The 16,072-nt window shown below is 60.1% G+C and carries 9 protein-coding genes; 6 read left to right on the forward strand and 3 right to left on the reverse strand.

All coding sequences use genetic code 11. The annotated features are described in order from the left end of the window. Nucleotides 1-189: 189 nt before the first annotated feature. On the forward strand, nt 190-1,014 hold the full coding sequence (locus AUC43_RS20055; protein WP_157781026.1) for a tetratricopeptide repeat protein: 825 nt from the start codon (nt 190-192) through the stop codon (nt 1,012-1,014). Nucleotides 1,015-1,032: 18 nt separating this feature from the next. On the opposite strand, the gene AUC43_RS10095 is transcribed toward AUC43_RS20055, so the two are convergent. The 3 genes from AUC43_RS10095 to AUC43_RS10105 all read right to left on the reverse strand — a co-directional run bounded on the left by AUC43_RS10095 (nt 1,033) and on the right by AUC43_RS10105 (nt 9,040). Further along, nucleotides 1,033-2,502 carry a glutamate synthase subunit beta gene (locus tag AUC43_RS10095; protein ID WP_068192633.1) on the reverse strand — a complete coding sequence of 490 codons (1,470 nt, stop codon included), beginning with the start codon at nt 2,500-2,502 and terminating at the stop codon, nt 1,033-1,035. A 193-nt stretch (nt 2,503-2,695) separates the two neighbouring features. Beyond that, nucleotides 2,696-7,219 (reverse strand): glutamate synthase large subunit, encoded by a 4,524-nt coding sequence (gltB, locus tag AUC43_RS10100; RefSeq protein WP_068192636.1) that lies wholly within the window; start codon nt 7,217-7,219, stop codon nt 2,696-2,698. Between the two features lie 276 nt (nt 7,220-7,495). Beyond that, nucleotides 7,496-9,040 (reverse strand): hypothetical protein, encoded by a 1,545-nt coding sequence (locus tag AUC43_RS10105; protein WP_068192639.1) that lies wholly within the window; start codon nt 9,038-9,040, stop codon nt 7,496-7,498. A gap of 418 nt (nt 9,041-9,458) precedes the next feature. Here AUC43_RS10105 and AUC43_RS10110 point away from each other — a divergent pair, with 418 nt between their 5' ends. The 5 genes from AUC43_RS10110 (at nt 9,459) to ilvC (ending at nt 15,893) form a co-directional block, all read left to right on the forward strand. After that, the gene (locus AUC43_RS10110) at nt 9,459-10,352 is read left to right on the forward strand and encodes a branched-chain amino acid transaminase (RefSeq protein WP_068192642.1); all 894 of its coding nucleotides are present in this window, start codon (nt 9,459-9,461) and stop codon (nt 10,350-10,352) included. A gap of 35 nt (nt 10,353-10,387) precedes the next feature. After that, nucleotides 10,388-12,061, forward strand: coding sequence for a dihydroxy-acid dehydratase (gene ilvD, locus AUC43_RS10115; protein WP_068192645.1), 1,674 nt, complete (start codon nt 10,388-10,390; stop codon nt 12,059-12,061). A 126-nt stretch (nt 12,062-12,187) separates the two neighbouring features. Continuing rightward, on the forward strand, nt 12,188-13,924 hold the full coding sequence (gene ilvB, locus AUC43_RS10120) for a biosynthetic-type acetolactate synthase large subunit (RefSeq protein WP_068192648.1): 1,737 nt from the start codon (nt 12,188-12,190) through the stop codon (nt 13,922-13,924). Between the two features lie 139 nt (nt 13,925-14,063). Then, nucleotides 14,064-14,654, forward strand: a complete 591-nt coding sequence (gene ilvN, locus AUC43_RS10125) for an acetolactate synthase small subunit (protein WP_068192651.1) — start codon at nt 14,064-14,066, stop codon at nt 14,652-14,654. 171 nt (nt 14,655-14,825) lie between these two features. Next, a complete protein-coding gene (ilvC, locus tag AUC43_RS10130; protein WP_068192655.1) occupies nt 14,826-15,893 on the forward strand; it encodes a ketol-acid reductoisomerase in 1,068 nt (355 codons plus the stop codon). Nucleotides 15,894-16,072 lie beyond the last annotated feature (179 nt).

Below are 16,072 nucleotides of genomic sequence, written 5' to 3' on the forward strand. Positions count from 1 at the left end.
GAATCAATAGAAATTTATTGTGTATTATATGAAATATTTAATATTATGTTTGTTCAATTAGTCCTAGTTGTTTCGACATCAGAGAAATAATGAACTTGTACAAACTGCTATTTTACTTCGGGGTTTTTCTCATTGCTCCCATAAGTTGTAACGATGGTAGCCGAGAGAAGGAAGCTAGCTCGGTCCTCAGTGAGTCACAATCAAAGAATAAAGATTCTATCAGAAAACTACCTGTCAAGCCAAAAAAAAAATGAGCCAAAACCTAGCGCTGAAGAGGTGTTACAATACCAAAGGGGGTATAGCCTATGGTATAATGGTGATAGTCAAGCAGCTATAGCTAGTTTCCGAAAATTTATTTCGAAATATCCTAAAAGTTCCTTAGCGGATGATGCTCAAAGAATGATAGGCACTTCGTATGGAAACTTGAAGGCTTACACCAATGCGATTGAAGAATATAAAAGGGTTAAAGCAAACTATCCTGATGCGAATAGTACGCCATTAGCATTATATGATTTAGCCCACCTGTATTTTTTTAGTCTCAATGATTTTGGTCAAGCGAGATATTTTTATGAGGAATTCATTAATTCCGCAACGGAAGACGATATAAAAATTAGAAATATTGCATTGGAACAAATTGAAAATTGGGATGAACAGACTAAGTATTTCAAAGGGTCCGCAAAGCGCTGGAAAGAGTATGAAAAAACTGCTCAAGCATATAATCCCACAGATTATCTAAAAGTAAAAAGTCAATCTTGGGAAAAAGGTGGATTTGGTGCGGTAGGAATACATAATTTGACAATTGAAAATAAATCCAATATTTCATTCAAGGATGTAATAATTCGAGTTGATTATTACTCCGAGACAGATGCGTTATTGGCAAGGAATTTACGGACAATTTATAGGTTCTTTCCTGCTAAGCAAACAGTTAAAGTGGATGAGCTAAATACAGGTTTCATCCCTGCGGACGCAAAAAAATCTGTTGTAGAAATTGTAACGGCCTTAGCAGGAAAATAGAACGTTTAAGTAAATCCCTCACGCAAACATCCCCACTGCATTTTTGCTCGGCAGCGACGTTTTGCCAGTTAGGAACATGTCTACCTGGCGGGCGGCTTCGCGGCCTTCGGAAATGGCCCAAACCACTAAGGATTGGCCGCGGCGCATGTCGCCGGCTGCGAATACGTTGGGCAGGTTGGTTTGGTAGGTTTTTTCGGTGGCGCGCACGTTGCCGCGCTCGTCCAGCTCAACGCCCAGCTCGGCCAGCAGGCCGGCGGTGCGTGGGCCCGTGAAGCCCATGGCCAGTAGCACGCGCTGGCAGGGAATTTCGCGTTCGGAGTTGGGCACTTCCTCGAAGCGCATGGGCCGGCCCATTACGTCGGTTTCCCAGGTTACTTCGTTCACAAGCAGAGCCTGGAGCTTCCCATCGTCGTTGCCGAGAAACGCCTTGGTGTTGACGCCCCAGTAGCGCTGGCAGCCTTCTTCGTGCGAGGAAGTGACTTTGAGCACCATCGGGTAGTTGGGCCAGGGCATGTGCTCGGTGCGCTCCTTGGGCGGCTGGGCCAGCAGCTCAAACTGCGTCACCGAGGCGGCGCCCTGGCGGTTGGCCGTGCCCACGCAGTCGGAGCCGGTGTCGCCCCCGCCGATGACCACCACGTGCTCGCCGTGGGCTATAATGGGCTCGTCGGCCAGCTCAAGCTCGCTCACCCGGCGGTTGTGCTGGGTGAGGTAGTCCATGGCGAAGTGAATGCCGGGCAGGTCGCGGCCCGGCACCTTGAGGTCACGCGGAATGCTGGCCCCACCGGCCAATACCACGGCGTCGAAGGTGCTGGTCAGCTCCTGGCCCGACAGGTCGCGGCCGATTTCGGTATTGCAGCGAAACACAATACCGTCTTCTTCCAGCAGCTTGATGCGCCGGTCGATGACGCCTTTGTCGAGCTTGAAATCGGGGATGCCGTAGCGCAGCAGGCCGCCGGGGCGGTCGTGGCGCTCGAAAACCGTGACGGTGTGCCCGGCCTTGGCCAGCTGTGCCGCGGCGGCCAGTCCTGAGGGGCCGGAACCCACCACGGCCACCGTTTTGCCCGACTTCAGCAGGGGCGCGCTGGGGCGCACGTAGCCCTTGGCAAAGGCGGTTTCGATGATGTGCTTCTCGATTTCCTCAATGGCCACGGGCGAGCTGTTGATGCCCAGCACGCAGGCCGACTCGCACGGCGCCGGGCAAATGCGGCCCGTAAACTCCGGGAAATTGTTGGTAGAAGCCAGAATGCGGTAGGCTTCCTCCCAATCCTGCTCATACACCGCGTCGTTAAACTCGGGGATGATGTTGCCCAGCGGGCAGCCTGAGTGGCAGAACGGAATGCCGCAGTTCATGCACCGCGCCGCCTGCTGGTTGAGCTGCGGTTCCGAGTAGGCGCCCACAAATTCGCGGCTGTGCCCAATCCGCTCCTGCGGGGCAGTTTTGGTGGGCAGCTCGCGCTTAAATTCCTTAAATCCGGTGATGTGGCCCATTGTATTAAGTCTGATTTTCTAGCCGGTCATGCTGATGGTGAAACGCGCATTATGAGCTGGTTAAGACGGTCATGCTGAGCTTGTCGAAGCATCTCTCCCGCTTAGTTGAGCCGATTGAGATTACTTCTAAGGTAGAGATGCTTCGACAAGCTCAGCATGACGTCTTATTTTTAACCAGCTGTCTCCCTTATAATTAGCCAGCGGTGGCGTACTGCGCTTTTTGCAGCACCTTTTTGTATTCACTGGGAAATACCTTCACAAAGCGCCCGGCCTCCTCAGCCCAATTGGCTAGCAGGAACGTGGCGACCTGGCTGCCGGTGAGCTGCATGTGCTTGCGCAATAGCGCCTGAATCTGGGCTTCGTCGTCGGGGCCGAGTGGGTCGAGCTCCACCATTTCGGGGTTGCAGTTTTGGGGCAGGGCGCCGTCGGGGTCGTACACCCAGGCGATGCCGCCGCTCATGCCCGCGGCGAAGTTGCGGCCCGTGCGGCCCAGGATGAGGGCGCGGCCGGCCGTCATGTATTCGCAGCCGTGGTCGCCCACGCCTTCCACCACGGCGGTGGCGCCGGAGTTGCGCACTGCAAACCGCTCGCCGGCCTGCCCGCGCACAAACAGCTCGCCGGAAGTGGCCCCGTACAGCGCCACGTTGCCGATGATGATGTTTTGCTCGGGCACAAACCGCGCTTCGGCCGAGGGGAAAATGGCCAGCTGCGCGCCGCTCAGGCCTTTGCCCACATAGTCGTTGGCTTCGCCTTCCAAGGAAAACGATAGGCCTTTCACGCTGAACGCGCCAAAGCTCTGGCCGGCCGAGCCTTTGAAGCTGAAGTTGATGGTGTTCTCGGGCAGGCCGGCGGCGTGGTAGCGTTTGGCTATCTCATTGGAAAGCAGCGTGCCAATGGTCCGGTCGGTGTTGTGCACGTCGAAGGAGGCGAAGACCGGAATCCGCTCGTTCAGGGCCGGTTGGGCGTGCTCGAGCAGCTGCCAGTCCAGGATATTGGCGAGGCCGTGGTCCTGGTCTTCGCTGTGGTAGAGGGTGCCGCCGGAGATGTTGGCGGCCGGGTGCAGAATGCCCGAAAGGTCGAGGTGGCGGGCTTTCCAGTGTGTGAGGTTCTCGCGCACCTTCAGAAATTCGGGGCGTCCCACCATCTCGTTGATGGTGCGGAAGCCCAGCTCGGCCATGATTTCGCGCAGCTCCTCGGCCAGGAAGCGGAACAGGTTGACGATGTGCTCGGGCTGGCCCGTGAAGAGCTTGCGCAGCTCCGGGTCTTGCGTGGCCACGCCCACGGGGCAGGTGTTGAGGTGGCACTTGCGCATCATGATGCAGCCGCCGGCCACCAGCGCGGCCGTGGCCACGCCCCATTCTTCGGCGCCCAGCAGGGCGGCCACGGCCAGGTCGCGGCCGGTTTTGAGCTGGCCATCGGCTTGCAGCACCACGCGGCTGCGCAGTTGGTTGCGCACTAGGGTTTGGTGGGCTTCGGCCAGCCCAAGCTCCCAGGGCAGGCCCGCGTGCTTGATGGAGCTGATGGGCGAGGCGCCGGTGCCGCCGTCGTAGCCGGCAATGAGAATGACGTCGGCGTGGGCCTTGGCTACGCCGGCCGCAATGGTGCCTACGCCCGCCTTGCTCACCAGCTTCACGTTGATGCGGGCGGCGCGGTTGGCATTTTTCAGGTCGAAAATCAGCTGTGCGAGGTCTTCGATGGAGTAAATGTCGTGGTGGGGCGGGGGCGAAATCAGCCCCACGCCGGGCGTGGCGTGGCGCACTTTCGCAATCCACTCGTCTACCTTATGGCCGGGGAGCTGGCCGCCTTCGCCCGGCTTGGCGCCCTGGGCCATCTTGATTTGCAGCTCGTCGGCATTGGTGAGGTAGTGGGCCGTGACGCCGAAGCGCGCCGACGCCACCTGCTTAATGGCCGAGCGCATGGAGTCGCCGTTGGCCATGCGCTCGAAGCGCAGCGGGTCTTCGCCGCCCTCGCCGGTGTTGCTCTTGCCGCCGATGCGGTTCATGGCGATGGCCAGGGTGCTGTGTGCCTCGTGCGAAATTGAGCCAAACGACATGGCGCCGGTGGCAAAGCGCTTCATGATGCCTTCGGCCGGCTCCACTTCTTCGAGGGCAATGGCCTCGCGGTGGTGGGCAAAATCGAGCAGGCCGCGCAGGGTAAACATGCGCTCGGGCTGCTCGTTTATCAGGCGGGCGTAGCGCTGGTAGGTGGCGTAGTTGTTGGTGCGCGTGGCCAGCTGGAGCAGGTGCACCGTTTCGGGGTTGAAAGTGTGCGCTTCGCCCCGGCGGCGCCACTCGTACACGCCGCCTTCGGGCAGCAGGCTTTGCTCTTCGGGCGTGGTGCTTTTGAAGCCCTGGAAGTGCTTGTAGAGCGTTTCGCGGGCTATTTCATCCAGCCCAAGCCCGCCGATGCGGGTTACGGCGCCGCAGAAATACGCGTCCACCACGTCCTGGTTCAGCCCAAGAATCTCGAACACCTGCGCGCCGTGGTACGACTGCAGCGTGGAGATGCCCATTTTGGAGAAAATCTTAAGTAGCCCGTCGCACACCGCCTTGATGTAGTTGTAGGCCAGCTTGGGGTAGTCGTGGGTGGTGGCAAACTTGCCGGCCTCCCGCATGGTGCGCAGCGTAGACAGCGCCAGGTACGGGTTGATAGCCGTGGCCCCGAACGCCAGTAGGCAGGCAAAATGATGCACTTCCCACACATCGCCGGCCTCCACCACCAGGCCCACCGAGCCGCGGTAGCCCAACTTGATGAGGTGGTGGTGCACGGCCGACACGGCCAGCAGCGACGGAATGGGCGCGTGCTCCGAATCCACGGCGCGGTCCGTCAGTATCAGCACTTCAAAGCCGTCGTTCACGGCGTCTTCGGCATAGCGGCAGAGGCGGGCCAGGCCGTTTTGCAACGACCCGGGCTTGCCATCGGCCTTAAAGTAGGCCTGCAAGGTCTTGGCATTGAACATGCCTGTGTCGATGCTGCGCAGCTTTTCCAGCTCGTGGTTGCTCAGGATGGGCTGGCGCAGCGCCACGCAGTGGCAATGGTGCTTGTCTTCGTCGAGAATGTTGCCGTTGTTGCCCAGAAACGTGGCCAGGCTCATCACCAGCCGCTCGCGGATGGGGTCGATGGGCGGGTTGGTCACCTGCGCAAAAAACTGCTTGAAGTAGCTGCTCAGGTGCTGCGGCTGGTCCGAGAGCACGGCCAGCGGCACGTCGACGCCCATGGAGCCGATGGGCTCCTTGCCATCGAGCGCCATGGGCGAAATGATGGTGTCGATGTCTTCGCGGGTGTAGCCGAATACCTGGTGGTACTTGAACACCGAGTCGGCGGCCAGGTCGGTGAACACCTGGCGCGGCTCGGGCAGCTCTTCCAGCCGAATCTGGTACTCGTTGAGCCAGGCGCCGTAGGGCTGCTGGCCGGCGGCCTGGGCCTTCAGCTCGTCGTCGGCAATGATGCGGCCGGCCACGGTATCCACCAGCAGCATTTTGCCGGGCTGCAGGCGGCCTTTCTGCACCACGGTGCTTTGGGCTATGGGCAGCACGCCCGCCTCGGAGGCCACCAGCACGCGGCCGTCGCTGGTTTCCACGTAGCGCAGGGGGCGCAGGCCGTTGCGGTCCAGCATGGCGCCTATCATCTTGCCATCGGTGAAGAGCAGGGCGGCCGGGCCGTCCCAGGGCTCCATAAACGTGGCGTGGAACTCGTAGAAGGCCTTCTTGAGCGGGTCCATCTGGGTGTTGCCGTCCCAGGCTTCGGGCACCAGCATCATCATCACGTGCGGCAGCGAGCGGCCCGAGTGCAGCAGGATTTCCACGATGTTGTCGAGGCAGGCCGAGTCCGACTGGTTGGCCTCAATCACGGGCAGCAGCATGTCCATTTCCTCCGCGGAGAAATACGGCGACACGTAGTTGCGCAAGCCGGCGTAAAACCAGTTCAGGTTGCCGCGCAGCGTGTTGATTTCGCCGTTGTGCGCCAGCAGCCGGAAGGGTTGAGCCAGCTTCCAGCTCGGGAAGGTGTTGGTGGAAAACCGCGAGTGCACCATGCCAAAGGCCGAAGTCACCCGCTCGTCGCTGAGGTCGGGGAAGTAGCCGCGCACCTGGTAGGTGGTCAGCTGGCCCTTGTACACCACCACCTTGTAGGAGAAGGAGGTGAAGTAAAAATCGTCGGCCGCGGCGCCCACCGTTTCGCCCACCGTTTTTTCAATGAACCGGCGCAGCACGTACAGCTTGCGCTCAAAGTCGTCGGGCTGCGCGATGCCCGCGGGCCGGCCCACGAATACCTGTTCCATTACGGGCTCGGCCGCCAGGGCCGTGTGGCCAATGCCGGCCGGGTTCACGGGCACGGGCCGGAAGCCCAGCAGGGGCATGCCCAGCCGCGCCGCACCGGCCTCAATGACGGCCCGGCAGGCGGCGCGGGCGGTGGCGTCTTTGGGCAAAAACACCATGCCCACGCCGTAACAGCCCGGTTCGGGCAGGCGAATATTTAGGGCCGTGCACTCTTCCAGAAAGAACCAGTGAGGCACTTGCAGCAGCAGCCCGGCGCCGTCGCCGGAGTCGGCGTCGCAGCCGCAGGCGCCGCGGTGCTCCATGTTTTCGAGCATGGTGAGCGCATCGGTGATGATGCCGTGCGTTTTGCGGCCGTTGAGGTAGGTGATAAATCCAGTACCACAGGCATCATGCTCAAATTCGGGGCGGTACAGGCCGTCGGCATTGTCAGTGGATTGCATCGCGAACAATAAAATCGAGGAGAATACATCAGCCTGCGAGCATGGTCCATTAGGCAATGCCTGCCGGTTTTGGCTCAAAGCCACAGTTGATGACGTTCAGCAATATCTGCCACCCGTTTACCGGCCAGAATTTTATTTTCCGAATGAATACTATTTCCAGTTCTTAATTGAACTGATTAACTATCTGTTAATTAATGATATGGTGGCTATTGGGCTACAATCCCAAATAGGGAACGGCCCACGCCGTTATGTTCCGGTGTGGTCCGGCTTACTTTCCTATTTCAACAGCTCGAATTTGCGCTGCATGATTTCCTGCACGGGCCGGTTTTCAATCTTGCTTTCCAGCCAGGAAATGATATCGAGGTACATGAAGGGGCGCCGCTCAAACGGGTTGGCGGCAATGGCGGTGAGCTGGTCTTTCAGCTGCGTGAAGGCGCCTTTCAGCTCCCGCGGGTTGGTGTCGCCGAGCGAGCGCAAAAACCGGAAAATGGCCACCTGCATCTGCTGCTGGTCGTTCATCTTGCCCAGGTAGCGGTACACCGACTTGATTTGGTAGTCCAGGCTTTCGTCGCGCCCGGCCTCGTAGTGCGCTATCAGGTTCAGGATGCGGGCAAAGCACTGGATGTCTTCGCGCAGGGCGCTGTCCTTGAACTGGATAATCTTGGTGAGGTACTCGATGGCCTTGTTGTACTCGCCGCTGCCGAAGTACAGGCTGGCAATTTTGTAGTAGAACACCATGAGGCGGTGCGGGTCGAGCTGCTGCTGAAACTCACCGAGCTTGGCCAGCAGGGGCGGCACGATGGCGAGGCCTTCGCGGAAGCGCCCTTCCATAAAAGACAGGTTGATGCGGTTGGTGTAGATGTACAAAAACAGCAGCATCTCGATGTTGGGGTTGGAGCGCCGGTCGGGGTTATCGGCAAAGGCCTCGAGCCGGGCCAGTACCTGCTTGAACTTGCTGTAGTGCAGTAGGTTGTAGGTGGTGATGAGCAGATTGTGCAGGCCCTTGAGGTAGAGCGTGGTTTGCTGCTCCCGGATGGTGGGGTTGTCCTCAAACAAGTCGACCCATTTCTGGGCGTAGCGGTAGCAGGCCACGAAGTTTTGCGTGATGGTGTAGTACCACACGTGGGCCTGGTAGTAGTAGAGCCGCTCAAAAAAATCGGTGTTGCGCATGTCCACGTGGGCCAGCGCGTTTTGGAAAAAGGCTGTCAGCCGCTCAAAATCGGCCTTGTTGCGGGCGTGCCCAATCTGGAGGTAAAAGCCGTACATACGCAGGGCCAGGTTGGAAAGCACGTGCTGCTGGCTCACGTGCCCCACCAGCGTAAGGGCCTCGTGGGAGAGCTCCTCGGCCCGGCCCTGAAGGCTGCGCGTGATGTACTGGGCTTCGATGAGCTTCTCAAAATCGAGGGCCTGCAGGGCAATGTGGCTCATGCCCACTTGCTGAGCGGCCACTTTCACGCGCTCGAGCATGCGCAGGCTCTGCTGGTAGAGGCCGCGGTTGTAGAGCACGCGAGCGTAGTCGAGCTGCTCGCGCAGCTGGATGTCGAGGTTTTGGCCGGCGTGGTACATGCGCAGGCTGGCCAGCAGCTGCCGGTAGAGGTTGGCCTTGAGGTTGGCCAACTGCACCTTCTTGATGGCCGGCACCTGGGTCAGCACCCGTTCGTCGTCGTACTGCGCAGCGGCATCCAGGGCGTCGAAGAGCTGCAGAAACTTCAAGCCTTCGGTGGAGCCCTGCCGGTTGGCAAACAGCCGGAAGTGCCGCTTTTCCGAGCGGGTCAGCGACTTCACTAATTGAAAAACCGGGTCCTGGCTTTCGTTTGGCATTGTAGTAGGCAATTATGCGACGCGCTATTTATCAAGTGGTTGCGCGCGTAAAAATCCGCTTTAGAAATAGTAGGCCGTCTTAAAATAAATTTTCCGCCCCTGGCCGGCCTCGCTAAAATTGTGCTCAGTACCAAGATACTAAGCATTGTCGCAGGGCCTGTTTGGCTCGCTGCCCAGCGCCCGGATTGGCAGCCAGCGCGGCGCAAGCTAAGCAAGAACGCCCCCGCTGGTATTGCCCAGCCCAACTACCTGAAGCACCATGAGCCGCTCTTTTTCAACCGTCATTCTAGTCATTATTCGCCAGCCGCAGGGCTGAAAGTGCCTTCTTGCCTGCCCGCAATTAGCCTTTCTCAGCCCCGTGCTTGGAAGGGCTTTTTTCTGCTTTTTCCTCGGTCATCCATCCCTCAGTACTCCCTACATGTATTTCGACAGCAGCACCCTCGTCTTTCTCGACGGGGACTTTATGCCCGCCGAGCAAGCCACCTGCGGGGCTTACGCGCAATCGTTGCACTACGGCTACGCCGTATTCGAAGGCATCCGGGCCTACGCCACGCCCGGCGGCACGCGCATTTTCAAGGCCCGCGAGCACTACGAGCGGCTGCACTATTCCTGCCAGGCTATTGGCCTGCCGCTGAATTACTCGGTGGAGGAGCTCACCGAAATCAGCTACGAGCTACTGGCCAAGAACAACCTTTCGGACGCCTACATCCGGCCGCTGGCTTTCGCCGCCACCCCACACATGACCCTCACCACGCCCGGCAGCGGCAACCTGCTGATGGCCGTGTGGCACTGGGGCAAATACCTGGGCAACCAAAGCCTGCGCCTAACCATTTCGCCCTACGAGCGGCCCAACCCTAAGGCCGTGCCCATCGAGGCCAAGGTATCGGGCCACTACGCCAATTCCATCATTGCCAGCTCCGAAGCCAAGGGCCGCGGTTTCGACGAAGCCCTGCTGCTAGATATGAACGGCTACGTGGCCGAAGGGCCTGGCGCCAACTTCTTCGTGGAGAAAGACGGCGAGCTGTTCACCGCGCCCGGCGGCAGCATTCTGCGCGGCATCACCCGCAACACCATTATCGACCTGGCCCGGGAAGCAGGCATTACGGTTACTGAGCGATTCTTCCGGCCCGACGAGCTGCGCGGCGCCACCGGCGCTTTCATGACGGGCACCGCCGCCGAAGTCATCGGCGTGGCCTCCGTTGATGACGTGCTGTTTGAAACGCCCTTTGAGCAAACGCTGGGTGCCCAACTGGCCGCGAGCTACAGCGCGCTGGTCACGGGACAGCGGGAGCCCGTGGCAGTAGCGGTTTAAAAACGGCACTTGGAAAAGGCGAAAAATTCTAACTCATGGTCCTCAACAAATACAGCCGCATCTACACCCAGGACGACAGCCTGCCTGCCTCGCAAGCCATGCTCATCGGAGCGGGCTTGTCCGAGGACGACTTGCGCAAGCCGTTTGTGGGCGTGTGCTCCACGGGCTTTGAGGGCAACACCTGCAACATGCACCTCGACGGCCTGGCCAACGAGGTGAAGCGTGGCCTGGCGGCTGAGGGCTTGGTGGGGCTGCGCTTCAACACCATCGGTGTGAGCGACGGCATCACGAACGGCACGCCGGGCATGCGCTACTCCCTGGTGTCGCGCGAAATCATCGCCGATTCCATCGAGGCCATGGCCGGGGCCCACAACTACGACGCCCTGGCCTGCGTGGTGGGCTGCGACAAGAACATGCCCGGCGCGCTCATCGCCATGGCCCGGCTCAACCGCCCGGCCCTGATGGTGTACGGCGGCACCATCAAGGGCGGCACCTTCAAGGGCCAGCAGCTCAACATCGTATCGTGCTTCGAGGCCTACGGGCAGAAGCTGCGCGGCCATCTTTCCCAAGAGGACTACCGCGGCATCATCAACAACGCCTGCCCGGGGCCCGGTGCCTGCGGCGGTATGTACACCGCCAATACCATGGCCGCCGCCATCGAGACGCTGGGCATGTCGGTGCCGTTTTCGGCTTCATCCACAGCGGTTAGCGCTTCCAAAATGCAGGAGTGCCTCGACACCGGCCATTACCTGCGCCTGTTGCTGGAACGCGACATCAAGCCCCGTGACATCCTGGTGCGGGAGGCCTTCGAAAATGCCATGGTGGTAACCACCGTGCTCGGTGGCTCAACGAATGCCGTGATTCATCTCATGGCCATTGCCGATGCCGCCGGGGTGAAGCTCACGCTAGCCGACTTCCAGGCCATCAGCAACCGGGTGCCGGTGCTGGCCGATTTGAAGCCCAGCGGCAAGTATCTGATGGAAGACCTCTCAGCCCTGGGCGGCGTGCCGGCCGTGCTGAAAACCCTGCTCAACGAAGGCCTGATTACCGGCGACACCCTCACCGTAACCGGACAGACCCTGGCCGAAAACGTCGCCGATATCCGGTCCCTGGGCGCCGAGCAGGACCTGTTGCGTCCCAGCTCAAGTCCGCTCAAGGCCGACGGCCACATTCAGATTCTCTACGGCAACCTGGCTCCGGATGGCGCAGTGGCCAAGATTTCGGGCAAAGAAGGCGAGCAGTTTGCCGGCCCGGCCATCGTGTTCGACTCCGAGGAAGCGATAAACGAAGGCCTAGCCCAGGGTCTGGTAAAGGCCGGCCACGTGGTGGTAATCCGCTACGTGGGGCCGAAGGGCGGCCCGGGCATGCCCGAAATGCTCAAGCCCACTTCGGCCATCATGGGCGCTGGCCTGGGCGACAAAGTGGCCCTGCTCACCGATGGCCGCTTTTCGGGCGGCACGCACGGCTTCGTCATCGGCCACGTCTGCCCAGAAGCCTACGACGGCGGCCCCATTGCCCTGGTCGAAAACGGCGACTGGATAGTGCTCGATGCGAGCAAAAACACGATAGACGTGCACGTGGATGCGGCCGTGCTGCAGGCCCGCCGCGAACAGTGGCGCCCACCCGCGCCCAATGCTACCCGCGGCGTGCTGCGCAAGTACATCCGCACCGTGGGCAGCGCCAGCACCGGCTGCATTACAGACCAGTAGGGTGCGGGGCTTGCCCCCGCCCGTTATCCGGGCTGTATTAACGATTCCGTCCAACGACGGGCGGGGACAAGCCCTGCCGGGTACGACCCCGCACCCTACTGAATTAACCTCAACTTTTTCAACGCCATGAGCACGCAAGCACAACCCGTTCTGGAGGCCACCACGGCCGAAACCCGCGAAATTTCCGGGGCCGAAGTGCTGCTGCGCGGGCTGCTGGCCGAAGGCGTCGATACCATTTTTGGGTATCCGGGCGGGGCCATTCTGCCCATTTACGATGCCCTCTACGACTTCAAGGAGGAGCTGAACCACGTGCTGGTACGCCACGAGCAGGGCGGCATTCACGCCGGGCAGGGCTACGCCCGCGCCTCGGGCAAAGTGGGGGTGGTGTTTGCCACCAGCGGCCCGGGTGCTACCAACCTGATTACGGGCCTGGCCGATGCCCAGATTGACAGCACGCCGCTGGTGTGCATCACGGGGCAGGTTTTTGCGCACTTGTTGGGCTCCGATGCTTTCCAGGAAACCGACGTCATCAACATCACGGCCCCGGTCACGAAGTGGAACTACCAGATTACCGAGGCCAGCGAAATCCCCGGCATCCTGGCCAAGGCCTTCTACATTGCCCGCAGCGGCCGGCCCGGCCCGGTGCTGATTGACATCACCAAAAACGCGCAGCTCGACAAAATTCCTTTTGCCGGCTATGAGCCCTGCACGCACATCCGGAGCTACCGGCCCGCGCCGGTGGTGCGGCCCCAGGCCGTGACCCAGGCGGCCGACCTCATCAACCAGGCGCAGCGGCCGCTGGTGCTCTGGGGGCAGGGCGTGGTGCTGGGCGCGGCCGAGCGGGAGTTCCGGGCCTTCATCGAAAAGAGCGGCATTCCCGCGGCCTGGACCATCCTCGGGGCCGGCGTGCTGCCCGCCGACCACCCCCTGAACGTGGGCATGCTGGGCATGCACGGCAACTACGGCCCCAACGTGCTCACCAACGAGTGCGACGTGCTGATTGCCATCGGCATGCGCTTCGACGACCGGGTAACCGGCCGCCTCGACAAGTACGCCCGCCAAGCCCAGGTGATTCACCTCGACATCGACCCCAGCGAAATCGACAAGAACGTGGCCACCACCGTGGCCGTGTGGGGCGACTGCAAGCAGACCCTGCCCATGCTCACGCGGCAAGTAGCCGAGCGCACCCACACGGCCTGGCGGCAGCGGTTTGCCGAGTTCCAGGCCGAGGAAGTAGACGTGGTAATCCGCGAAGCGCTGTTCCCGACTTCGGCCGAGCTGACTATGGGCGAGGTCGTTCAGCAGCTTAACGAGCTAACCCAGGGCGAGGCCATTTTGGTAACCGACGTGGGCCAGCACCAGATGGTGACCTGCCGCTACGCCCGGCTCAACGAGTCGCGCCGGCACATTACCAGTGGGGGGCTGGGCACTATGGGCTTCGCGCTGCCGGCGGCCATCGGGGCCAAGTTTGGGCAGCCGGAGCGCACCGTGGTGGCCATCATCGGCGACGGCGGCGTGCAGATGACCATCCAGGAGCTGGGGACGCTAATGCAGACCGGCATTGCCGTCAAAATCATCGTGCTCAACAATCAGTTTCTGGGCATGGTGCGCCAGTGGCAGGAGCTGTTCAGTGAGCGGCGCTATTCTTTCGTCGATATCCAGAGCCCCGATTATGTGACCGTGGCCCGAGGCTACCGCATCGAAGGCCAAAGCGTATCGGACCGCGCCGCGCTCGGGCCCGCACTACAGGCCATGCTGGCGCACCCCGGCTCCTACATGCTGGAGGTAATGGTGGCCCAGGAGCAAAACATCTTTCCCATGGTACCGCAAGGCTGCAGCGTGAGTGAAATCCGGCTCAAGTAGTTGGGCCGCATAACCTTAAAAATGTGTCATGCTGAGCGCAGTCGAAGCATCTCTACCGCTTTGTTGAGCTGATTGGATTAGTACTGAGGTAGAGATGCTTCGACTGCGCTCAGCATGACCGCCATTATCAAAACTCGCCATGGAACGCCAGGAGTTCAATATCACGGCTTACACCGAAAACCACATTGGCCTGCTCAACCGCATTGCCATCATCTTTTCGCGCCGCAAAATCAACATCGAAAGCCTGAATACCTCGCCGTCGGAGATTGAGGGCATTCACCGCTTCAACATCGTCATTAACGAAACGGAGGAAGTAGTGCGCAAAATCTGCCGTCAGATTGAGAAGCAGGTGGAAGTGCTCAAGGTGTATTACAACACCAACGACGAGGTGATTTGGCAGGAAATGGCGCTCTACAAAGTGCCTACCGACATCATTGCCGAACGGGCTTTGGTAGAGCGCCTGCTGCGCGAAAACGGCGCCCGCGCCGTGGTTATCCGCAAGGATTACACGGTGTTTGAAACCACCGGCCACCGCCAGGAAACCGACAACCTGATTCGGGTGCTGGAGCCGTTTGGCCTCATCGAGTTCGTGCGCAGCGCCCGCATCGCCATCATCAAGGCCAGCGACGGCTTCCACCTCAAGCTGAACGAGTTTGAAGAAACTCAGCCCAGCGACGAAGTCATCGAAAACGAATACCTCAACGACCGCGACGGCGTGTTCGCGATGTGATAGTGCGACTAAAAAAGAACGTCATGCTGAGCGCAGCCGAAGTATCTCGCGTGGGGTATTAACTCAATCGTGCAACGATGCGGGCGAGATGCTTCGGCTGCGCTCAGCATGACCGCCTTTTAACCCAACTAATTCAAACCTCAACAATCAACACTCAAAACTTCAACCTCCATGGCACAAATCAATTTTGGCGGCATCGATGAAAACGTAGTCACCCGCGACGAATTCCCCTTGGCAAAAGCGCTGGAAGTGCTACAGGACGACACCATTGCCGTCATCGGCTACGGCGTGCAAGGCCCCGGCCAAGCGCTGAACATGCGCGACAACGGCTTCAACGTCATCGTGGGCCAGCGGCAGGGCACTGCCTCATGGACCCGGGCCATCAAAGACGGTTGGGTGGAGGGCGAAACGTTGTTTTCGCTGGAGGAAGCGGCCGAGCGCGGCACCATCGTGTGCAACCTGCTCTCCGATGCCGGCCAGATTGCACTGTGGCCCATGCTGAAAGAGCGCCTGACGCCGGGCAAAACACTGTACTTCTCGCACGGCTTCGGCATCACGTTCAACGACCAGACGGGCATCATTCCACCCGCCGACGTGGACGTGATTCTGGTGGCACCCAAGGGCAGCGGCACCAGCCTGCGGCGCCTGTTCCAGGCCGGCGGCGGGCTCAATTCCTCCTTTGCAGTGTTCCAGGATGCCAGCGGCCATGCCTATGAAAAGGCCGTGGCCATGGGCATCGGCGTGGGCTCGGGCTACCTGTTCGAAACCGACTTTAAGAAGGAGGTGTACTCCGACCTCACCGGCGAGCGCGGCGTGCTGATGGGCGCCCTGGCCGGCATCATCGAGGCCCAGTACCAAGTGCTGCGCCAGCGCGGCCACTCGCCCTCCGAGGCCTTCAACGAAACCGTGGAAGAACTCACCCAGAGCCTGGTGCCATTGGTGGGCGAAAACGGCATGGACTGGATGTTTGCCAACTGCTCCGTAACTGCCCAACGCGGCGCCTTGGACTGGAAAGGCCGCTTCCGCGAAGCCACCCTGCCGGTGCTCAACGAGCTCTACGACAGCGTGGCCAGCGGCGAGGAAGCCCGCCGCACCATCGAGCGGGGCAGCACGCCCAACTACCGCTCGGAGCTGGAAGCGGAGCTGAAAGAAGTGGGCGACTCCGAGCTGTGGCAGACCGGCGCCACCGTGCGCCAGCTGCGCTCCAAAGCCGCCGAAAAGGTGGAGGAATTGGGCTAGAGGTGATTGTTTTCTCAACTCAATAGAACGTCATGCTGAGCGAAGCCGAAGCATCTCGCGTGGGGTAGTAACTCAATCGGCTGTCATGCTGAGCAGAGCGAAGCATCTTCTCACGGCTGAACGAATCGTGTAGTCGTGAGAAGATGCTTCGTGCCTCAGCATGACAGCCGATTGAGTTA

This window comes from Hymenobacter sedentarius, from assembly GCF_001507645.1.
GTDB lineage: Bacteria > Bacteroidota > Bacteroidia > Cytophagales > Hymenobacteraceae > Hymenobacter > Hymenobacter sedentarius.

Excerpts from the sequence above, each read along its gene's own strand:
- AUC43_RS10110 (WP_068192642.1), top strand. The coding sequence starts at position 9,459 with ATGTATTTCGACAGCAGCACCCTCGTCTTTCTCGACGGGGACTTTATG.
- AUC43_RS10095 (WP_068192633.1), bottom strand. The coding sequence starts at position 2,502 with ATGGGCCACATCACCGGATTTAAGGAATTTAAGCGCGAGCTGCCCACC.
- ilvD (WP_068192645.1), top strand. The coding sequence starts at position 10,388 with ATGGTCCTCAACAAATACAGCCGCATCTACACCCAGGACGACAGCCTG.
- ilvC (WP_068192655.1), top strand. The coding sequence starts at position 14,826 with ATGGCACAAATCAATTTTGGCGGCATCGATGAAAACGTAGTCACCCGC.
- gltB (WP_068192636.1), bottom strand. The coding sequence starts at position 7,219 with ATGCAATCCACTGACAATGCCGACGGCCTGTACCGCCCCGAATTTGAG.
- ilvN (WP_068192651.1), top strand. The coding sequence starts at position 14,064 with ATGGAACGCCAGGAGTTCAATATCACGGCTTACACCGAAAACCACATT.
- AUC43_RS10105 (WP_068192639.1), bottom strand. The coding sequence starts at position 9,040 with ATGCCAAACGAAAGCCAGGACCCGGTTTTTCAATTAGTGAAGTCGCTG.
- ilvB (WP_068192648.1), top strand. The coding sequence starts at position 12,188 with ATGAGCACGCAAGCACAACCCGTTCTGGAGGCCACCACGGCCGAAACC.